At 63.8% G+C, this 20,669-nt stretch carries 13 protein-coding genes and 1 riboswitch; of the genes, 12 read left to right on the forward strand and 1 reads right to left on the reverse strand.

Annotated features, from left to right (window positions below; translation table 11 throughout):
• The first annotated feature begins 85 nt into the window (after window positions 1-85).
• The 5 genes from ACEQZ0_RS12780 to ACEQZ0_RS12800 all read left to right on the forward strand — a co-directional run bounded on the left by ACEQZ0_RS12780 (window position 86) and on the right by ACEQZ0_RS12800 (window position 9,903).
• Window positions 86-2,809: a TonB-dependent receptor gene (locus tag ACEQZ0_RS12780; protein ID WP_370191297.1), complete on the forward strand. Its 2,724-nt coding sequence runs from the start codon at window positions 86-88 to the stop codon at window positions 2,807-2,809.
• Between the two features lie 95 nt (window positions 2,810-2,904).
• The gene (locus tag ACEQZ0_RS12785; protein ID WP_370191300.1) at window positions 2,905-4,431 is read left to right on the forward strand and encodes a tryptophan halogenase family protein; all 1,527 of its coding nucleotides are present in this window, start codon (window positions 2,905-2,907) and stop codon (window positions 4,429-4,431) included.
• Window positions 4,428-6,263 (forward strand): alpha-amylase family glycosyl hydrolase, encoded by a 1,836-nt coding sequence (locus tag ACEQZ0_RS12790; protein ID WP_370191303.1) that lies wholly within the window; start codon window positions 4,428-4,430, stop codon window positions 6,261-6,263. The genes ACEQZ0_RS12785 and ACEQZ0_RS12790 overlap by 4 nt, the downstream gene beginning before the upstream one ends.
• The gene (locus ACEQZ0_RS12795) at window positions 6,260-7,885 is read left to right on the forward strand and encodes an alpha-amylase family glycosyl hydrolase (RefSeq protein WP_370191305.1); all 1,626 of its coding nucleotides are present in this window, start codon (window positions 6,260-6,262) and stop codon (window positions 7,883-7,885) included. The genes ACEQZ0_RS12790 and ACEQZ0_RS12795 overlap by 4 nt, the downstream gene beginning before the upstream one ends.
• Window positions 7,882-9,903 (forward strand): glycoside hydrolase family 97 protein, encoded by a 2,022-nt coding sequence (locus tag ACEQZ0_RS12800; RefSeq protein WP_370191307.1) that lies wholly within the window; start codon window positions 7,882-7,884, stop codon window positions 9,901-9,903. Before ACEQZ0_RS12795 ends, ACEQZ0_RS12800 begins: the two co-directional genes overlap by 4 nt.
• A 151-nt stretch (window positions 9,904-10,054) precedes the next feature.
• Here the strand turns inward: ACEQZ0_RS12800 and ACEQZ0_RS12805 are convergent, their stop codons facing one another.
• Window positions 10,055-12,085: a glycoside hydrolase family 3 C-terminal domain-containing protein gene (locus ACEQZ0_RS12805; protein WP_370191309.1), complete on the reverse strand. Its 2,031-nt coding sequence runs from the start codon at window positions 12,083-12,085 to the stop codon at window positions 10,055-10,057.
• A gap of 132 nt (window positions 12,086-12,217) precedes the next feature.
• Here ACEQZ0_RS12805 and ACEQZ0_RS12810 point away from each other — a divergent pair, with 132 nt between their 5' ends.
• The 7 genes from ACEQZ0_RS12810 to gcvH all read left to right on the forward strand — a co-directional run bounded on the left by ACEQZ0_RS12810 (window position 12,218) and on the right by gcvH (window position 20,579).
• The gene (locus ACEQZ0_RS12810) at window positions 12,218-13,189 is read left to right on the forward strand and encodes an ArsR/SmtB family transcription factor (RefSeq protein ID WP_370191311.1); all 972 of its coding nucleotides are present in this window, start codon (window positions 12,218-12,220) and stop codon (window positions 13,187-13,189) included.
• Window positions 13,186-14,106 (forward strand): methylenetetrahydrofolate reductase [NAD(P)H], encoded by a 921-nt coding sequence (gene metF / locus ACEQZ0_RS12815; RefSeq protein WP_370191313.1) that lies wholly within the window; start codon window positions 13,186-13,188, stop codon window positions 14,104-14,106. The genes ACEQZ0_RS12810 and metF overlap by 4 nt, the downstream gene beginning before the upstream one ends.
• A gap of 3 nt (window positions 14,107-14,109) precedes the next feature.
• Window positions 14,110-15,150, forward strand: a complete 1,041-nt coding sequence (locus tag ACEQZ0_RS12820) for a homocysteine S-methyltransferase family protein (protein ID WP_370191315.1) — start codon at window positions 14,110-14,112, stop codon at window positions 15,148-15,150.
• The gene (gene metH / locus ACEQZ0_RS12825; RefSeq protein ID WP_370191317.1) at window positions 15,150-17,774 is read left to right on the forward strand and encodes a methionine synthase; all 2,625 of its coding nucleotides are present in this window, start codon (window positions 15,150-15,152) and stop codon (window positions 17,772-17,774) included. Before ACEQZ0_RS12820 ends, metH begins: the two co-directional genes overlap by 1 nt.
• Window positions 17,750-18,706 (forward strand): sulfite exporter TauE/SafE family protein, encoded by a 957-nt coding sequence (locus ACEQZ0_RS12830; protein WP_370191319.1) that lies wholly within the window; start codon window positions 17,750-17,752, stop codon window positions 18,704-18,706. Before metH ends, ACEQZ0_RS12830 begins: the two co-directional genes overlap by 25 nt.
• A gap of 64 nt (window positions 18,707-18,770) precedes the next feature.
• Window positions 18,771-18,867, forward strand: a riboswitch (glycine riboswitch).
• 153 nt (window positions 18,868-19,020) lie between these two features.
• Window positions 19,021-20,202: a glycine cleavage system aminomethyltransferase GcvT gene (gcvT, locus tag ACEQZ0_RS12835; protein WP_370191321.1), complete on the forward strand. Its 1,182-nt coding sequence runs from the start codon at window positions 19,021-19,023 to the stop codon at window positions 20,200-20,202.
• A gap of 5 nt (window positions 20,203-20,207) precedes the next feature.
• Window positions 20,208-20,579 (forward strand): glycine cleavage system protein GcvH, encoded by a 372-nt coding sequence (gene gcvH / locus ACEQZ0_RS12840; protein WP_370191323.1) that lies wholly within the window; start codon window positions 20,208-20,210, stop codon window positions 20,577-20,579.
• Window positions 20,580-20,669: the final 90 nt, after the last annotated feature.

Below are 20,669 nucleotides of genomic sequence, written 5' to 3' on the forward strand. Positions count from 1 at the left end.
CATCGACGCGTTCGCCGCCTGTGGGATTTGGACTGCGGCCCAGACGACCAGCGAAGGAGTCGGGCCTCTCGGGGAGTGAACTGAAATGGCAATTCGCAACACGCTTTCTGCTTCCGTCAGCCTGTCGGCTTTCGCTGTGGCACTTGGTGGCATGGCCACGCCGGCATTCGCGCAGGACGCGAACGATGCAGATCCGGCGACCGATGCTTCGAGCGACCAGAATGTGATCATCGTCTCGGGCCTGCGCGGCTCGATCGACACCTCGGTTGCGGCGAAGCGGGAAAACACCGCAATCGTCGAAGTGGTTACTGCCGAAGACCTCGGCAAGCTGCCCGACCAGTCGATCGCAGAAACGCTGTCGCGCCTGCCGGGTCTGGCGACGCAACGGCTTGATGGCCGTGCCAACGTCGTTTCGATCCGCGGCCTCGCGCCCGACTTCACGACCACGCTGCTCAACGGCCGCGAACAGGTTTCGGCAAACAACAACCGCGGGGTAGAGCTCGACCAGTATCCGTCCGAACTGCTCAACGGCGCGGTTGTCTACAAGACCCCCGACGCCATGCTGATCGGCCAGGCGCTGGGTGGCACGATCGACATGAAGACGATCCGGCCGCTCGCCTATGGTCGCCGCCAGATCTCGGTCGGCGTACGTGGCGAACTGAACGATCTCGGCTCGCTCAATCCGGACATTTCGGACAAGGGCTACCGCGCCAACATCTCCTATGTCGACCAGAACGAAGATGGCACGCTCGGCTGGGCCTTCGGTTATGCCCGTATGCAGTCGCCGACGCAGGAAGAACGCTGGAATGCCTGGGGTTACCCCAACATCGATGCCGACACGCAGGTCATCGGCGGTGCCAAGCCCTATGTGAAGTCGAACAAGCTCAAGCGTGACGGCCTGATGGGCGTGCTCGAATGGCAGCCGAGCGAGCGCGTGCACATGACGCTCGACGGGTACTGGTCGAAGTTCAACGATGAACAGCGCCTGCGCGGTATCGAGCTGCCGCTGCAATGGTCGGCCGCCCAGCTCCAGCCCGGCTACACCGAAGAAAATGGCCTGGTCACCTCGGGCCGGTTCAACGGTGTCGAAGCCGTCATGCGCAACGACGTCGTCAACCGCGACGCCGAAATCTTCGCCGGCGGCTTCAACGCCTCCTTCGCGGCGACCGACCGTCTGACCATCGAGCTCGACGTCAGCGGTTCGAAGCTGAAGAAGACCGAAGAGAACCTCGAAATCTACCTCGGTACGGCTCGCGGCGGCGGCGTCGGGGCTACCGACAGCCTCGGCTTCACCATGCCGGCGGGCGGCGGTGTGATCACCTTCGATCCGACGATCGACTATGCCGATCCTAACCTGTTCGTCATCACCGACCCGCAGGGCTGGAACAGCTGCGGCGGGACGGTGCCGAACTGCCAGGACGGCTTCGTCAATCGTCCGCGGATCAAGGACCGGCTCAAGGCTATCCGCCTGCAGGCAATCCAGGCGTTCGACGGAGATCTCGAAAACATCACCGTCGGGGCGAACTATTCGGATCGCCGCAAGCAGCTGATCGACGAAGGCTTCGTCCTCACGCACAAGAACTATCCGGCGGATACCGCGGTGCCCTCGGAATACCTCTACAACCCTGTGTCGCTCGATTTCATCGGCATCCCGGGCATGGTCGCGTTCGATTCGAACCGCTATTACAACGAGGGCAACTATAACCTGACCGATGCCTCGGCCTTCGATCCCAGCCGTCTCACCAACAGCTACATCGTCCGGGAGAAGGTCCTCACCGGTTACGTTCAGGCGAACGTCAACACTGGCATCCTGCGCGGCAACGTGGGCGTGCAGGTCGTTCACACCGACCAGTCTGCGGACGGCTTTGCCGCCTTCAACCCCGGAACGGGAACGGTTTCGACCCCCGTTACCGATGGCGACAAATACACCTATGTCCTTCCGAGCCTGAATTCCTCGCTCGAAGTTCTCCCGGATACATTCATCAGGTTCGGTGCGGCGCGCATGCTCGCCCGCGCCCGCATGGACCAGCTCAATTCGGGTGTGAGCTACAGCTTCAGCGAGGCCAACAATATCAACGGCGTGCCGCCTTGGTCGGGTACCATCGGAAATGCGAAGCTTCGCCCGCTGCTTGCGATGACTCTCGATCTGGCTGTCGAGACCTATTTCGGCCGCGGTGGCTATGTGTCGGTCGGTGTGTTCAACAAGGATCTCGAGAACTGGATCTACCGCCAGGATAATGTCTTCGATTTCAGCGGCTTCCCCTATACCGGCTCGACGCCGCCCAATTCGAATTTCGGTATCGTGTCGCAGTGGCAGAATGCCAGCGGCGGCCGTGTTTACGGCGCGGAAGCATCGGCATCGCTGCCGTTCGATACTTTCAGTTCGGCGCTCGACGGTTTCGGCGTGCTCGCCAGCGCGTCTTATACCAAGAGCAAGGTACGCGAGGGCGGACCGGACCCGATCTCGATGCCCGGTCTATCCGAATGGGTGGTCAACGGCACGGTGTATTTCGAAAAGGATGGTTTCGAAGCGCGCGCATCGGCCCGCTACCGTTCCAGCTTCCTTGCCGAAGTGTCGACCATCAGCCTCCAGCGCGATCTGGTCATGGCCCGGGGCGAAACGGTGATCGATGCCCAGATCGGTTATACTTTCCAGGATGGCATGCTCGAGGGGCTCGGCTTCCTTCTGCAGGGCAGCAACCTGACCAACGAACCCTTCGTCACCTATTACAATGACGACATTCGCCAAGTGCGCGACTACCAGAACTATGGCCGTAATTTCATGGCCGGCATCACCTACAAGTTCTAGGTGACGGAAAGGCGGGGCCGGCAGGACCGGTCCCGCCATTTCTTTTGACAAGCGGCGGGGCCGCGCGCCCGCGCCGTGCAGAACGGAGCAGGGATGTGAGCGATAGTCGCATACGCGACGTCGTCGTTGTGGGTGGAGGCACTGCCGGCTGGATGGCCGCAGCGGCACTGTCGGCGACGATGGGCGATAAGTTGCGGATCCGGCTCGTGGAAAGCGAGCAGATCGGCACCGTCGGCGTGGGTGAGGCCACGATCCCGGCAATCCGCCTGTTCAACGGCTTGTGCGGTATCGACGAGAATGCGTTCGTCCGCGAAACGCAGGGCACTTTCAAGCTCGGCATCGACTTCGTAAACTGGGGCCGCGTAGGCGAAAGCTACATGCATGTCTTCGGCCAAATCGGCCAGAGTCTCGACCTGATCGAGTTCTGGCAATACTGGCTACGCGGCCGCGAGGAAGGCGTTGCGGAGGATCTGGGGCGCTATTCCTTCAACGAGGAAGCTGCGCGCCTGCAACGTTTCGGCCGCGTGCCGCGCATTCCCAATACCCAGCTCGACGGCATCGCCTATGCCTTTCATTTCGACGCCTCGCTTTATGCCAAGTTCCTCCGCCGCGCAGCGGAGGCGAGCGGTGCCAAGCGGATCGAGGGCAAGATCGCCAGCGTTCGGCGTAACGGCGAGAATGGCCACGTCACGGCGGTCGTGCTCGAGAATGGCGAGGCGATCGAGGGAGAACTGTTCATCGACTGCTCGGGTTTTCGCGGCCTGCTGATCGAGCAGGAGCTCGAGACGGGTTACGAGGACTGGACGCATTGGCTGCCCTGCGACCGGGCGGTAGCGGTGCAGACACGCAATGTCGCGCCGCCGCGCCCCTATACGCAGTCGATCGCGCATCCGGCGGGCTGGCAATGGCGCATTCCCCTCCAGCACAGGACCGGTAACGGCCATGTCTTCTCGACCGCGCATATGAGCGAGGACGAGGCGACGCAGGTCCTGCTCGACAATCTCGAGGGCGAACCGATAACCGATCCGCGCGTCATCCCCTTCACCACCGGGATGCGCAAGAAAGCCTGGAACGCCAATGTCATCGCGCTGGGTCTGTCCTCGGGCTTCATCGAACCGCTCGAATCGACCAGCATCCATTTGATCCAGAACGGGATCGCGAGGCTGATTTCGCATTTTCCGGACCGCAATTTCGCGCCCGCCAATGTCGAAACCTACAACCGCCGGATCGCCTATGATTACGAGCGGATTCGCGATTTCATCATCCTCCACTACTGGGCCAATCAGCGCGACGAGCCGTTCTGGACCTATCTGCGGGAGATGGAACTGCCCGAGGTGCTGCGGCGCAAGATCGACCTGTTCAAGGACACGGGTCGTATCTTCCGCGAACAGGAAGAGCTGTTCGTCGAAGTGGGCTGGTTCCAGGTCCTGATCGGCCAGAACATCCTGCCCGACACCTACCACCCGCTGGCCGATGCGCTGACGAAGGACGAACTCGCCGGGTTCCTGCGCGACATCCGCACCATCGTCGCCGCGAATGCGCAGAAGCTGCCCAGCCACGAAGAATTCATTACCCGAACCTGCGCTGCAGCGCCGCCGCAGGGCACAGGAGTGACCGCATGATCCGTTTCGCCCTCCCTCTACTCGCGCTTGGCCTCGCTTCCTGTGCCAGCGCACAGGCCGCACCCGCGCCCGCTTCCGCGCAAGCCACCTTCCGCGACCGCGCACCTTCGGAGGAGATCGTCTATTTCGTCCTCCCCGACCGGTTCGAGAATGGCGACCGTACGAACGACAAGGGCGGCTTCGAGGGCGACCGACTGGTGACGGGCTACGACCCCGCGGCGAAGGGCTTCTTCCATGGCGGCGACCTCAAGGGGCTGACCGACCGTCTCGATTACCTCGAGCGGCTCGGCATTACCGCGATCTGGTTCGCGCCGATCTTCCAGAACAAGCCTGTCCAGGGACCGAAGGGTGAAGAAAGCGCGGGTTATCACGGATATTGGGTGACCGATTTCACCCGGCCCGACAGCCATTTCGGCACCCGGGCGGAGTTCAAGGCCTTCGTCGATGCCGCCCATGCGCGCGGGATGAAAGTCTATATGGACATCATCACCAATCACACAGCAGACGTGATAACCTATGCCGATGGCGATGCGACCAATTACGAGTATCGCAGCAAGGGCGACTATCCCTATTCAACCCGCGGCGGCCCCGATGGCGCGCCGATCAATCCTGGCTTCATGGGCGACGAGGATAGCTCGGATGAGAATTTCGCCAAGCTGGTCGACCCGAACTACGCCTACCGCCCGGTCGTTCCGGCGGCTGAGAAGAACGTGAAGGTCCCCGCCTGGCTCAACGATCCGATCTATTACCACAACCGCGGCAACAGCAGCTTTACCGGCGAGGACAGCCGGTTCGGCGACTTCTCCGGGCTCGATGACCTCTTCACCGAACATCCGCGCGTGCGCGAAGGCATGATCGAAATCTTTTCCGGCTGGGTCCGCGATTTCGGAGTCGATGGCTTCCGGATCGATACCGCGCGCCATGTCGATCCGGGCTTCTGGCAGGAATTCGTGCCTGCGCTCGAGCAGGTCGCCCGTGAGAACGGCATCCCCAATTTCCACATGTTCGGCGAGGTCTACAAGGACGTGCCGCAGAACGGTTACATCGCTGAGTATACCCGCCGCGACAAACTGCCTGCGGTGCTCGATTTCGCCTTCCAGGCGGCGATGCGCGAGCTGTTGGGTCGCAACCAGGGCACAGTGGTGCTCGCGCACATGTTCGACGGCGACGTACTCTACGAAGGCGGTGAAGACACCGCTCTGGGCCTGCCGACCTTCCTCGGCAATCACGACATGGGGCGCTTTTCGACGCTGATCAAAGCCGACCAGCCCGATATTTCGCAGGACGAACTCCTCCAGCGCGTCATGCTCGGCCATGCCATGATGCTGAGCCTGCGCGGATCGCCGGTGATATACTATGGTGACGAGCAGGGCTTCGTGGGCGATGGCAACGACCAGCTGGCGCGCGAGGACATGTTCCCCTCGAGAACGGCGGTTTACAACGACAACGTGCTGATCGGCACCGATGCGACCACCGCGGCGAGCAATTTCGATGAAACCCACCCGCTGTTCCGGCTGATCGCCGAGTTCAGCGCGATCCGCCGCGCGCATCCGGCACTGACCCGGGGCAAGCAGGTGGTGCGCCATTACGAGCAGCAGGCGGGCATTTTCGCCATCAGCCGGTTCGATCCCGAAAGCGGCGCCGAATACCTCGCTGTATTCAACACTGCGGGCGAAGACCGGGCGGCGAATGTCACGCTTGGCTACGATGCCCGCAGCTTCGAAACGCTTGCCGGCGCCTGCCCGGCTGCAGTGAACGCACCCGGCAGCGCGGCTTTTGCGGTGCCCGCTTTCGGCTGGGCGCTGTGTCGCGTGTCGGAGACCGCCGAATGAACCGCGCCGATCCCCAGGCGGAGCGCGCGGCCACCGGGGCCGCCAGACCCTGGTGGAAAGGCGCGGCGATCTACCAGATCTATCCGCGCAGCTTTCAGGATTCGAACGGCGACGGCATCGGCGATTTGCCGGGTATTACCCAGCGCTTGCCGCATGTCGCCAGTCTCGGCGTCGACGCGATCTGGATTTCGCCCTTCTTCACCTCGCCGATGAAGGATTTCGGCTACGACGTTTCGGACTATTGCGACGTCGACCCGATTTTCGGGACACTCGCCGATTTCGATGCGCTGGTCGCCCGCGCGCACGAACTTGGCCTCAGGGTTCTCATCGACCAGGTCTATTCGCACACCTCGGACGAACATCCCTGGTTTGCCGAAAGCCGCTCGGACAGAATCAATCCGAAGAAAGATTGGTATGTCTGGGCCGACGCCAAGCCCGACGGGTCGCCACCGTCGAACTGGCAGTCCGTGTTCGGGGGTCCCGCGTGGACGTGGGACGCCCGACGCGGACAGTACTACTTGCACAATTTCCTCAATTCGCAGCCGCAGCTCAACATGCACAATCGCGACGTACAGGATGCGGTGCTGGGCGTGATGCGCTTCTGGCTTGACCGCGGCGTCGATGGCTTCCGCATCGATGCGCTCAACTTCGCGATGCACGATCCCGAATTGCGCGACAATCCGCCTGCTCCGGCGACCGACAAGCCGCGCACACGGCCGTTCGATTTCCAGCTCAAGAAATACAATATGTCGCATCCCGACATCCCGCCTTTCATCGAGCGGATCCGGTCACTTACCGATGCGTACGACGGTATTTTCACCGTTGCCGAAGTCGGCGGCGACGAGGCCGAGAGCGAAATGAAGGCCTTCACCGCGGGCGAGAGCCATCTCAACTCGGCCTATGGATTCAACTTCCTCTATGCGGAGAAGCTCACCCCTGGCGCGATTTGCGCTGCGCTGGCCGAATGGCCCGATGAGGACGGGATCGGCTGGCCGAGCTGGGCCTTCGAGAACCACGACGCCCCGCGCGCGGTGAGCCGATGGTGGGTGCCCGAAGATCGCGAACGCGCCGCGCGGTTGAAGATGACCTTGCTCGTTTGCCTGCGCGGCAACATCATCCTCTATTACGGTGAGGAACTGGGCCTGACGCAGGTCGATATTCCCTACGAACAACTGCATGACCCGGAAGCGATCGCGAACTGGCCGCTCACGCTGAGCCGCGATGGCGCGCGCACCCCGATGCCGTGGCAAGCGGATGCTGCGCACGGCGGGTTCACCGCGGGCGAACCGTGGCTCCCGCTCGGCGAGGAGAATGCGGCGCGCTCGGTCGAGGCGCAGGAGGCGGACGAGGGGTCCCTTCTCAACCACACACGCGCCCTGCTGGCGCTGCGTCGCGCCACTCCGGCCCTGCACCATGGAGCGGTCTCGCGCTGCGAGTGCGTAGGCGAACTTTTCGTGATTGAACGACGGGACGAGGGGCAGCACGTCCGGTGCCTGTTCAACCTCGGTTCCTTCGACGTGGCTCCGCCTGCCGACCTCGCGAAAGGCACGGTGCTCACAGCGACCAACGCCGCCACCCCCGCAAACCTGCCCCCCTTCAGCGCCCTGGTGACCGAATTATGAAGCCTGCCTACATCCTTGCCGCCCTTGCGCTCTTCTCCGCCACACCGGCGCTTGCCGAGGAAGTCGTCAGATCGCCCGATGGCGCAATTTCAGTCACGGTAGACGTGAACGGCGAGGGGCGCCCCTTCTACCGTGTCGAAAAGCGCGGCGAAGCCGTCATCACCGAAAGTCGCCTCGGCTTTCTGCTGACCAACCAGGACAAGCTCGAACGGCGCCTCAAGGTCACCGGCGCGACGCGTGCAAGCCATGACGAAACCTGGGAGCAGCCCTGGGGCGAGCAGCGTTATGTGCGCGACCATCATAACGAGCTGACCGTCCGCTTCGAGGAAGACAGCGAGACGCATCGCCGCTTCGGCGTCACCTTTCGCGTCTTCGACGATGCGGTTGCGTTCCGCTATGTGTTCGATGACAAGAGCATGGGCGAAACACTGCGCGTCGCCGACGAACTGACTGAGTTCAATCTCGCCCAGAACGGCATTGCCTGGTGGATCCCGGGCGGCGAATGGAACCGCTACGAATATCTCTACGAAGAGACCCCGATCGACGGCGTGTCGCTGGCGCATACTCCGCTGACCTTCCGCCTGGAAAATGGCACGCATGTCGCGATCCACGAAGCGGCGCTGGTCGATTTCGCCGGCATGTGGGTCAAGCGGACGACCGGTACCCATTTCCGCGCTACACTCGCGCCCACCGGCTCGAGTGCCGCGCGCGCCACGCGCGAAGTGCCCTTTGCAACGCCATGGCGCACGATCCGCGTGTCGGACGATGCGGCGGGCCTCGCCGAGAGCCTCGTCGAGCTCAACCTCAACGAACCCAACAAGCTCGGCGATGTCAGCTGGTTCAAACCGCACAAATATGTCGGCGTCTGGTGGTCGCTGCACCTCGACGAGGAGAGCTGGGGTGCTGGGCCCAAGCATGGCGCCAACACCGCCAATGTAAAACGCTATATCGATTTCGCGGCAGAGAATGGCTTCGAAGGCGTTTTGGTAGAAGGGTGGAACATCGGCTGGGACGGCAACTGGTTCTTCAACGGCAGCGAGTTTAGCTTCACCGAGGCCTATCCCGATTACGATTTCGCTGAACTGGCACGCTACGCCGCCGAGAAGGGCGTGCCGATCGTCGGCCATCACGAGACCAGCGGCGATGTCGGCAATTACGAAGCCCAGCTCGAAGCAGGGCTCGACCTGATGGCCGCGCGCGGTGTGAAGACGATCAAAAGCGGCTATGTCACCGACGCCTGCAATCTGCGCTACGTTCACGAGGACGGTAGCGAGACCCGCGAATGCACCGAAAGCCAGATCATGCAGCGGCACCACCTCAAGGTCGTCAGCGAGGCAGCCAAGCGACACATCGCGATCAACCCGCACGAGCCGGTCAAGGATACGGGGCTGCGCCGCACCTATCCCAACTGGGTCGCCCGCGAGGGCGCACGTGGCATGGAGTTCAATGCCTGGGGTTCGCCGCCCAACGGGCCGAGCCATGTGCCAACGATGGTATTTACCCGCCTGCTGTCGGGCCCGATGGATTATACGCCGGGCATCCTCAGCCTCGAGGGGCGCGGCCAGCCGCTGCAAATGACGATGGCGCGCGCGCTCGCCGAATATGTGCTCGTCTATTCGCCGATCCAGATGGCCGCCGATCTGCCGGAACATTACGCCGAGCATGCCGACGCCTTCCAGTTCATCAAGGACGTTCCAACCGACTGGGCGGAAAGCCGTGTCCTGGCCGCCGAGGTGGGCGACTATGTCGTCACCGCGCGCAAGGACCGCAACAGCGATGAATGGTATGTCGGCGGCGGCACCGATACCGAGCCGCGCGAGATGCCGGTCGCGCTCGATTTCCTCGATCCGGGCAAGCGCTACCGCGCCGAAATCTACCGCGACGCCGCGACATCGAACTTCGAGGGGCCGACGCGCTTCGACATCGAGATCGAGCAGCGCGAAGTCACGGCGGGCGAAACGCTCGACCTGCGGATGGCACCGGGCGGCGGCTTCGCGGTGCGTTTCGTCCCGCTCTAGACCCCGGGTGCACTCGTCGTCGGGGTGAGCGTGGGCCTTCCGTCGAAGGGGCGGGAGGCGGGCGCCTCGTCCAGTGACGGGGCACGGGGATGCGAGCCGATAACCGCCCGTGGGGGCGCGTTAGCGCAATGTCCAGAGCGTGCGGTGGCGGCTATCCGGTGCGGCGCATCTTGCCGAACAGCGCCGGGAGCGGGCCCGATGAAAGGCTGCGGCCCATTGCCTCGGCGACCGCGCGAGGGAGGGCGAGCCGCATGGAGTGAGCCCGGGCTTCGCTCAGGCCGACCGAGAGCTCATAGACACCCGAGTCGATGGTAAAGCGCCCGTCGCGCTCGAACCGTCCCATCTCGCTGCCGCCGATCTCGAACACCAGGCGGCGGCTTTCGCCCGCGGCGAGCGTGACGCGCTGAAATTCGGCTAGTTCCGAGGCTCCCTGGCCCCGACCTTTCGGTCGGCGCAGATAGATCTGGACAGTCTCGGTGCACTCGCGGCTGCCGACATTGTGCAGCACTGCGCTGACGACAACCCGATCATGGCTCAGCTCGACAGCGGTCTCGGCAAGGCCGACGTCCGAATAGCCAAGCCCATGACCCAGCGACTGGCCGATGCCGGCCTCATCCAACAGGGCCATAGGCAGACGCCCCTGTGGAGAAAATACCCCGGTAAGCACATCCGCAATGGCCTGGCCCGACATGCTGCCGAGTCCACCCGCGTGCAGGACGCAGGGGAGCTTCGTATTGCGGATTACCGGATCGATCGGGCGCGTGCCGAGTGTAACCAGAACGATATTGGGATTGGCGGCCTGCAGCGCCTCGATCAACGTTCGTTCTGCCTTGCACCGTTTCCCCACCTCGCCAAGTGCAACGATGACCGTGCCGGCGCGGCGGGCAGCCTCGCTCGCCATGCCAATCGCCATATGGTCAGCATCGAGGAGCCGATCGCCAGTCGACTGCGTCTGGTCGCGGCGCAGGGCGAGGCCGGCAACGTAGCGGTATGGGACAGCGAGACTATCGAGACCGTCCAGCAGGCTGGTCGCCTCGGTCCCCGGTCCGGCAATTGGCAGGTTGCGGTCGGCCGCGGCCTGCCCGACGATCAGGATTTCGCCCGCTGCCGCGTCCATCGGCAGCAGCGCTTGATCGTTGCGCAGCAAGACGATCGAGTGGCGCGCAGCCTCGAGCGCGACGGCCTGCGCATCCTCCACAGACCTGCCCGAGGGAGGCGAGAGGTCGGGGGCATCGGTGCGGAACAGCCCCAGATCGTATTTGGCCCCGATGATCCGGCGTACGACATCGTCGAGGTGCCGCGGGGCAATCCTTCCATCGGCGAGTGCTTCGAGCACGGGCTCCACCGCCAAACCGTCATAGGGCACTCCGTCGGGGTCCTCGCCCGCAGCGCGGGCAAGGGCCGCCCATTCGGCCAGGTCGATTCCCTCGAAGCCCCCCGACCAGCCGATCGAAAATTCCGCGCTCTTACCGGGGTTGCCATTTTCGGGTGTTGTAGTGGGCAGTGGGCCGAGCGCGACGCTGGCGGGAGCGGCCTCGCGCAGGACCCTCGCAACGAGTCGCAGCTTCTGTACGAAGCGGTGGTCGACACGGCGCCTGGTCCAGGATGCGTGATCGACCCGCAGGCAAGCGAGTGCGCCGGTCTCGTCCGGCTCGTGGTGCTGCAGGCCCCGGACCATGGCGGCTGCGAGATTGCCGGCCAGCACTGCCGATGCGCTCCAGGTGGATTCCACACCTTCCTCGTTCCACTCCGTGCTCAGCGCGACCTCGGGTCCGAGGAGCCAGTTCAGCCCCCGGTCGTGTGCCTCGCCGGCAAGCTGGCGTGCCACCCGCTCCACGACATCGGGCGCCCAGCTGGCCGCCAGCGCGATGGGACTGGGCATGACGACGGCGCTCCCGCGCTCTGGCTTGCCCGATACCAGCAAGGGAATGCCCAGTCGGGACTCCTCTATCGCGACGCGCTGCAGTGTCGTCAGTTCATCCGGGGGACAGGCACCGACGAGGCCGCCAACCCTGCCGCGGCGCACGCGCTCACGCAGGGCAGTGACGTCACATGCGGCATCGCATTCGGGGCTGGGTGCGAGCACGATTTGGCCGACCTTCTCCTCCGCCGTCATGATGGCGAGCAGGTCTTCGGTAAAACGCTCGCGCTCGGCGGCGTGATCGGGCGGACGGCGGACCATGAAGTCCCGACTTTGGCGCAGATTGGTAAATATACGGTGTGGAGTCCGCTTACTAGCGCGCGATCAAGCCGTGTGAGCTCGCTCCGGTATGGATTTACAGATATAAAAATATCTTTATATGCTTCTGGCGAAATGCGCACCGACACCATCTTCCGTTCGCTCGCCGATCCGACGCGCTTGAGGATCATGCGCCTGCTCGGCTCGATGGAGCTGGCCGTCGGGGAAGTGGCGCAGGTGCTCGGGCAGAGCCAGCCGCGGGTGTCGCGCCATATCGGCATCTTGTGCGACGCGGGGCTTGCCGAACGCCGGCGGGAGGGCAGCTGGGTCTTCCTGCGCGCGCGCGCCAATTCAAGCGAGGCGCCGCCGCTCTGTGGCGCGCTCGCCACCTTGCTGGTCGAGGCCGAAGCCGCCGATCCGGAATTTGCCGAGGAATGTGAACAGGATCGCCGCAAGCTCGCCGAAATTCGCCAACACCGCGAAAGCGAGGCGCAGGCCTATTTTGCCGAGCATGCCCATGACTGGGACGAGCTGCGCCGACTGCACTCCTCCGATGAGGCAGTGGAAGCGGCGCTGGCGCGCGCGCTGGGGCGCGAGCCGCTCGGTCGGCTGCTCGATATCGGCACCGGAACCGGGCGCATGGCCGAGCTCTTTGCCGAGCGTGCCGAGCGTATCGTCGCGCTCGACAAGAGCCTCGCCATGCTCCGCGTCGCCCGGGCCAAGCTCCAGCACCTCCCGACCGAAAGGGTCGAGCTGGTACAGGGCGATTTCGCTTCGCTGCCCTTCGCGGCGGGGAGTTTCGACACGGTGCTGTTCCACCAGGTGCTGCATTTCGCGCAAAACCCGGGCTCGGCGCTCGCCGAGGCGGCCCGGGTGACGCGGCCCGTCGGGCGGATTGCGATCGTCGATTTCGCCGCCCACCGGTACGAGGAATTGCGCGATCGCCACGCGCATGCCCGGCTCGGTTTCGGCGACCGGCAAATGACCGAACTGCTGGCCGATGTCGGTTTTGCGGGCGACGAACCGGTTGCTCTCGAAGACGGCGAACTCGTCGTGAAGATCTGGATCGCGCAGCGGAGCAGCGCAGAAAAGAGGGAGGCCTCGTGAGCCCCACGCTTGACCAGATGCGCGAAGCGCACCGCGCACTCGAGGCGCCGCTGTTCTCGGGCCTGCCAGGCGACATAGAAGTGAGCTTCGAATTCTTCCCGCCGAAGAACGAGAAAATGAACGAGACGCTGTGGCACAGCGTCGAAACGCTCGCTCCGCTCGGCCCGCGCTTTGCCAGCGTCACCTATGGCGCGGGTGGGACGACCCGCGAACGCACGCACCAGCAGGTCGTCCGGATCCAGAACGAAGCGCGTATTCCAGCCGCCGCACATCTGACCTGCGTCGAGGCGACGCGCGACGAAGTCGACGAGATTGCGCGCCACTATTGGGAGGAGGGCATTCGCCACATCGTTGCGCTGCGCGGCGACCCGCCCGATGGCCATTCGGAATACACGCCGCATCCGGGCGGATATGCCAATGCCGTCGAACTGATCGCGGGCCTCAAGCAGATCGCCGATTTCGAGATTTCAGTCGCCGCCTATCCCGAAGTGCACCCGGATTCGCCGGACCGCCAAGCCGACCTCGATAACCTCAAGGCCAAGTTCGATGCGGGTGCAACCCGCGCCATCACCCAGTTCTTCTTCGATCCGCAGTGCTTTTTCGACTTCCGGGATAAGGCCGCCGCGGCAGGGATCGCGGGGGAGATCGTGCCCGGGGTGATGCCTGTGCTGAGCTTTGCCCCCGTCCAGCGGATGAGCACGCTGTGCGGCACGGCGATTCCGCATTGGATGGAAGGGCTGTTCGACGGGCTCGATGAAAAGCCCGAAGCGCGCCAGCTGGTCAGTGCGACGATCGCCGCAGAACTGTGCCGCCGTCTCTATGCGGGCGGGGTGCGCCAGTTCCACTTCTACACTCTCAATCGTGCCGAGCTGAGCTATGCGATCTGCCATATGCTCGGCCTGCGGCCCAAGGCCTGACCCATGTCGAAACGCGAAGAATTCGAAGCCGCCGCCCGCGAGCGAATCCTGATCAAGGACGGGCCCTACGGTACCGAGATCCAGCGCGCTAAGCTCTCGGCCGAGGACTATGCCGGGGACACGGGGCTGCCGCAGGATCAGATGGGCAACAACGACCTCGTCAACCTGACCCAGCCGCAAGTTATCCGCGCGATCTGCGACAGTTACATCGATGCCGGCGCGCATGTCCTCGCCACCAACACCTTCAACGCCAACCGCATCAGCCAGGCCGATTATGGCGCCGAAGGGCTGGTGCACGAGATCAATGTCGCCGCCGCGCGGATCATTCGCGAGGCGGTCGATGCGCGCGAGGACGGTGTGCCACGCTTCGTCGCCGGGGCGGTAGGCCCGACCAACAAGACGCTCTCGCTGTCGCCCGATGTCGAGGACCCGGGCTTTCGCGAGGTCACCTTCGACGAGATCGTCGATGTCTATGTCGAGCAGACGCGCGCGCTGGTCGAGGGCGGGGTGGATTTCATCCTCATCGAAACCGTGTTCGACACGCTCAATTGCAAGGCCGCGATCATGGCGGTCAAGCAGCTCGAACGCGAATTCGGGCACGAAATCCCGCTGATGATCTCGCTGACGCTCACCGATCTGTCGGGCCGCAATCTATCGGGCCATACGGTCGAGGCATTCTGGTATACGGTGCGGCATGCCAGACCGCTGACGATAGGGCTCAATTGCAGCTTCGGTGCCGAGCAGCTGCGCCCGCATGTGCAAACCTTGTCGGACATCGCCGACACCTGGCTCATGGCCTATCCCAACGCGGGCCTGCCCAACGATCTCGGCGAATATGACGAGTTGCCCGAAACCACCGCCGCCCTGACCCGGGTTTGGGCCGAAAACGGCCGCGTCAACGCGCTGGGTGGATGCTGCGGCTCGACGCCCGATCACATCGCCGCGGTCGCCAAGGCGGTTCGAGGCGTGACCCCGCGCAAGCTCCCCCGGATTGCCCCGGTGATGCACCTCGCCGGGCTCGACCCATTCACGATCGCCGCCTGATGTCCGAGCTGACCACCGCCCGCTTCGTCAATATCGGCGAACGCGCCAACGTCACCGGTTCGGCGGCGTTCAAAAGGCTTATCCTCGCCGGCGATTACGAGAAGGCGGTCGAAGTCGCGCGCCAGCAGGTCGAGAACGGGGCGCAGGTGATCGACGTCAACATGGACGAGGGGCTGCTCGACGCGGAACTCGCCATGACTACCTTCCTCAAGCTGATCGCCGCCGAACCCGACATCGCGCGCGTGCCGGTGATGATCGACAGTTCGAAATTCGAGATCATCGAGGCAGGATTGAAATGCGTTTCGGGCAAGCCGATCGTCAATTCGATCAGCATGAAGGAAGGCGAGCAGTCCTTTCTCGAACAGGCGCGCAAATGCATGGACTACGGCGCGGCGGTGGTCGTGATGGCATTCGACGAGACGGGCCAGGCCGACACGAAGGACCGCAAGGTCGAAATCTGTGCACGCGCCTATGACCTGCTGACCGGTATCGGCTTCTCTCCTGAAGACATCATTTTCGACCCGAACATCTTCGCCGTGGCGACAGGGATCGAGGAACACGACCGCTACGGGCTCGACTTCATCGAGGCGGTGGCGGAGATCAAGCAGCGCTGCCCCTATGCCAAGACCAGCGGCGGGCTCTCCAATCTGTCGTTCAGCTTCCGCGGCAACGAAACCGTGCGCCGCGCGATGCATTCGGTGTTCCTCTACCATGCGATCCCTGCCGGGCTCGACATGGCGATCGTCAACGCCGGCCAGCTCGACGTCTACGACCAGATCGATCCGCAGCTGCGCGAGGCGTGCGAGGATGTGATCCTGATGCGCAGGGCCGATGCTACCGAGCGCCTGATCGAACTCGCCGAAAGCTACCGCGGCAAGAGCGCGGCGGACGAAAAAGCCGCGGAGGAATGGCGTAGCTGGGACGTCAAGCGCCGGCTCGAACACGCGCTGGTCAAGGGGATTGACGCGCATGTGGTCACCGATACCGAGGAAGCGCGCGAGCTGGTTGCAGCTGCGGGCGGGCGCCCGATCGAGGTCATCGAAGGCCCGCTGATGGACGGAATGAATGTGGTCGGCGACCTGTTCGGTTCGGGCAAGATGTTCCTACCGCAGGTCGTCAAATCGGCGCGCGTCATGAAAAAGGCGGTCGCGCATCTCATCCCCTTCATCGAGGCGGAGAAGGAAGCGAGTGGCCTCGCCGACCGGTCCAAGGGCAAGATCGTCATGGCGACCGTGAAGGGCGATGTTCACGATATCGGCAAGAACATCGTCGGCGTGGTGCTGCAGTGCAACGGCTACGAAGTCGTCGACCTCGGCGTTATGGTGCCCTGGGCGAAGATTCTCGATACCGCGCGCGAGACGAAAGCAGACATGATCGGCCTCTCGGGCCTGATTACCCCTTCGCTCGACGAGATGGTCACCGTGGCCCAGGAAATGCAGGCGGCGGGCCTCAGCATGCCGCTGCTGATCGGCGGCGCGACCACCAGCAAGGTCCACACCGCGCTTCGCATCGATCCGGCGTATGATGGCCCGGTGATCCATGTGCTCGACGCGAGCCGGGCGGTCGGGGTCGCCAGTCGTCTGCTGTCGGACAAGCAGCGCGACGAGTTCGTCGAAACCACCGCCAGCGAATATGTGAAGGTACGCGAAGCGCGCGAGGGCAAGTCGCAGAGCGTACTCCTCAGCCTTGAAGAGGCGCGGGCGAATTTTTTCGATGCCTATCTCAGCGACAAGGCAGCCCCGCCGCTGAAGCCGGGCGTGCATGTGTTCGATGACTGGTCGCTCGCAGATTTGCGCGACTACATCGATTGGACGCCTTTCTTCCGCGCCTGGGAGTTGCACGGCACCTATCCGCGCATCCTCGACGACGAGGTGGTCGGGGAAACTGCACGCCAGCTGAAGGCCGATGCTGATGCGATGCTCGACCGCATCATTGGCGAGAAATGGCTGACGGCCAAGGGCGTTGCAGGCTTCTGGCCCTGCGCGCGCGATGTCGACGACGTGACGATCCACGACGCGGAGGGCGAAACGCACACCGTGCTGCCCTTCCTGCGCCAACAAGTGAAGAAGTCGCGCGATCGGGCGAATATGTGCCTCGCCGATTTTATCGATCCGGCAGGCGACTGGATCGGTGGCTTCGCGGTGGGCATCCACGGGATCGACGAGCATGCGAAGGCATTCCTCGCCGACAAGGACGATTATTCCGACATTCTGCTGAAGGCGCTGGCAGACCGTTTCGCAGAAGCGTTTGCCGAACGGCTTCACCAGCATGTCCGTACCGATCTATGGGGGTATGCGCCGCAGGAACAGCTCACCAACGAGGCGCTGATCAAGGAAGAGTATCGCGGCATTCGCCCGGCGCCGGGCTATCCCGCGTGTCCCGACCACAGTCTCAAGCCGATCCTGTTCGACCTGCTCGATGCCGAAGCGAATACGGGCATAACGCTGACCGAGAATTTCGCCATGTATCCGACGGCGGCGGTGAGCGGCTTCTACTTCGGTCACCCTGAGGCGCAATATTTCGGCGTGGCCCGGATCGGGCGCGACCAGTTGGAAGACTATGCGCAGCGCCGCGGGGTCGATATGGCGACCGCCGAGAGATGGCTGCGCCCCAATCTAGACTGAACCGTGTCCAGCCAACGCTGGCGCACAGCTCGCGCCTCGCCCTGATCGGCGGGGCGCTGCTGGTGCTGGCCTATGCCGCGCTCTGGTGGCTGGTCCCTTACGAAAGCACGCTGCTCGAAACGCTGTGGTTCCTCCCCGGCGTGGGTGTTGTCGGGGCCATCATCGCCAATGCCAGCGGCACCGGTGGAGGAGTGGTATTCGTCCCCGTCTTCAATGCCATGCGCGAACTCGGAACCATGGCTCTCAACCCGCTGCAGGTGGTCGCGGTATCGATGGGCATCCAGGCGTTCGGGATGAGCCTTGGCGGGCTGCGCTGGACCGATCGTCTCTTTCATCAGCACGAACCGTCCGGTCTGGAGGCGCGGACGCATGCGCGCGATTACTGGTTGGTCACGATTGGCGTCCTCGCGCTCTCGCTTCCCGCCTTGCTCGCAACCCAGAGGCTGGTGGCATTCGACGCGCAGGCAGTGTTGCTCGGTTACAAGGCCTTCTCCATCCTGCTCGGTCTCGCGGTGATCGCCGCCACCTGGACGGTCAACCGCTCTGCTCCAGAACGTAGCGAACTCGCCCGAGTCGACCTCGTCACCCTGCTGCTTGTTGCCATTCCCGGCGGGGCGATCACCGCGCTGTTCTCGGTCGGCATCGGCGAGCTGGTCGCCTTCTACCTGTTCCTGCGCCACTACCCCATGGTGCTCTGCGTCGGCACCGCCTGCGTGATTTCGGCCGTCAGCTGCATCGCCGGCCTCGTCTGGCATGTCGAGGCGGGCATCGTGCAGTGGGAGGTCGTGCTGCTCGCGGCCCCCGGCGCGATGCTTGGTGCATTCCTTGCCAGGCCGATTGCGCTGTGGCTGGGCGCACGTCGGTTGAAAACCGCCGGCGGGGTATGGATCGTCTCGTCGGCGATCTATTTGCTGGTTTTGAACTCCATCTGACGATTGACCATCCTGCGGTAATCGCGCAGGGCATTCCGCGTCGGCCGCGGAAGCGATTCTGCGGCAGGCGCGCACGGGAGAGTTCGGATGGCGGCGTCCATCCGGCGCCGAAGGAGCAACCGCCCCGGAAACTCTCAGGCTAAACGGACCGTGCGGGCTATCGACACTCTGGAAAGCGCCCCCGGCATCCCGGCGGCCACCGAAGGGGTAAGCGTGCCCATCCGCACGCCAGTCTCTCAGGTTTCCCGACAGAGGGGGCATGGGTTGGATCCGCGCACCGCAAGGGGCGCTCCCATGCTTGCGAAGGACGGGACTTGAGCGAAGAACACGATACCGACGGCCACATCGAGGAAACCGGCGCTTTGCCGCTCGATGCTTGGCATCGCCGCAAGGGCGCGCGCATGGTGCCCTTCGCGGGCTACCACATGCCGATCCAGTACGAAGGCATCGTCGCCGAGCACAATTGGACCCGGACCCAGGCAGGCCTGTTCGACGTCAGCCATATGGGCCAGCTCATGGTCACCGGCGACAAGGCTGCCGAGGAGCTCGAGAAGCTGCTTCCCGGGGCGATCGCTTCGCTCAAACCCGGCAAGGTCCGCTATTCGCTGCTGGTCGACGAGCAAGGCGGCATCCTCGACGATCTGATGGTCACCAATGCGACGCCATGGATCGAGGGCGACGAGGAAGCGGGCACCGAAGGGCACTGGGGCGAGGCGGCCTATTACCTGGTGGTCAACGGTGCGACCAAATGGGACGATATCGCGCATCTGCGCGAACATCTCGACGACGATGTGACACTCACGCATATGGACGAACACGCGCTGGTGGCGCTGCAGGGGCCGAACGCGGCGACTGCGCTCAATCGCGTGATGCGCAATGTCATCGACGACATGGTCTTCATGGAAAGCGTCACTCACGATTTCGGCGAATGGCCGCTGCGGATCACACGCTCGGGCTACACTGGCGAGGACGGGTTCGAAATTTCGGTTCCGGCGGAATTCGCCGAAAGCCTCGCCGACCGCCTCTGCGCCGAAATCGAAGTGCGCCCGATCGGGCTCGGCGCGCGCGACAGTCTGCGTCTCGAAGCGGGCCTGCCGCTCTACGGCCACGACATCACCACCGAAACCGATCCGGTTTCCGCCGACCTCCTCTTCGCGCTGACCAAGCGGCGCCGCGAGGAAGGCGGCTGGATGGGTCACGACAAGGTGGTGAAGGTGCTCGAAGACGGCCCTGTGCAGAAACGCGTCGGCCTCGCCATCGAAGGGCGCATGCCCGCCCGCGAAGGCGCACTCATCTTCTCCGGCGACAAGCAGGTCGGCCGTGTCACCTCGGGCGGATTTTCACCCACGCTCGAGCGGCCCATCGCCATGGGCTACGTCGAAACCGCGCTCGCCACCGAGGGAACCGATCTCGAGGTCGAGGTTCGCAACAAGAGACTGCCGGCGAAGGTCGCATCGCTGCCCTTCGTCCCCCACCGATATCACAGAGGGAAATGATCGAAATGGCCCGTTACTTCACCGACGAACACGAATGGATCGACGTCGAGGGCGACACCGCCACCGTCGGCATTACCGATTACGCGCAGGGCCAGCTGGGCGACATCGTCTTCGTCGAACTGCCCGATGTCGGCAGCGTGATCGACAAGGGCAAGGATGCTGCCGTGGTCGAAAGCGTCAAGGCGGCAAGCGACGTTTACGCTCCGATCAGCGGCGAGATCATGGAGACCAATGGCGCGCTCGAAGACGATCCCGCGCTGGTCAATACCTCGCCCGAAGAAGACGGCTGGTTCTTCAAGATGACCATCGGCGACAAATCGCAGTTCGAGGGCCTGATGGACGAGGCCGCCTACAAGAGTTTTTGCGACGGGCTCTAGGCACCGAGCCCCAGCGCAGGCTGGGGCCTCCTTCGGCCATGCGCCAAACTGCATGAGGTCCCAGCCTTCGCTGGGACACACAAGGGACTG

It is taken from the genome of Qipengyuania sp., assembly GCF_964227205.1.
Classification (GTDB): Bacteria; Pseudomonadota; Alphaproteobacteria; order Sphingomonadales; family Sphingomonadaceae; genus Qipengyuania.

Bases quoted from the DNA above. Each gene is read 5' to 3' on its own strand.
- metH (WP_370191317.1), top strand. From the start codon at position 15,150: ATGTCCGAGCTGACCACCGCCCGCTTCGTCAATATCGGCGAACGCGCC.
- ACEQZ0_RS12795 (WP_370191305.1), top strand. From the start codon at position 6,260: ATGAACCGCGCCGATCCCCAGGCGGAGCGCGCGGCCACCGGGGCCGCC.
- ACEQZ0_RS12790 (WP_370191303.1), top strand. From the start codon at position 4,428: ATGATCCGTTTCGCCCTCCCTCTACTCGCGCTTGGCCTCGCTTCCTGT.
- gcvH (WP_370191323.1), top strand. From the start codon at position 20,208: ATGGCCCGTTACTTCACCGACGAACACGAATGGATCGACGTCGAGGGC.
- ACEQZ0_RS12800 (WP_370191307.1), top strand. From the start codon at position 7,882: ATGAAGCCTGCCTACATCCTTGCCGCCCTTGCGCTCTTCTCCGCCACA.
- ACEQZ0_RS12830 (WP_370191319.1), top strand. From the start codon at position 17,750: ATGGCTGCGCCCCAATCTAGACTGAACCGTGTCCAGCCAACGCTGGCG.
- ACEQZ0_RS12805 (WP_370191309.1), bottom strand. From the start codon at position 12,085: ATGGTCCGCCGTCCGCCCGATCACGCCGCCGAGCGCGAGCGTTTTACC.
- ACEQZ0_RS12780 (WP_370191297.1), top strand. From the start codon at position 86: ATGGCAATTCGCAACACGCTTTCTGCTTCCGTCAGCCTGTCGGCTTTC.
- ACEQZ0_RS12810 (WP_370191311.1), top strand. From the start codon at position 12,218: ATGCGCACCGACACCATCTTCCGTTCGCTCGCCGATCCGACGCGCTTG.
- ACEQZ0_RS12820 (WP_370191315.1), top strand. From the start codon at position 14,110: ATGTCGAAACGCGAAGAATTCGAAGCCGCCGCCCGCGAGCGAATCCTG.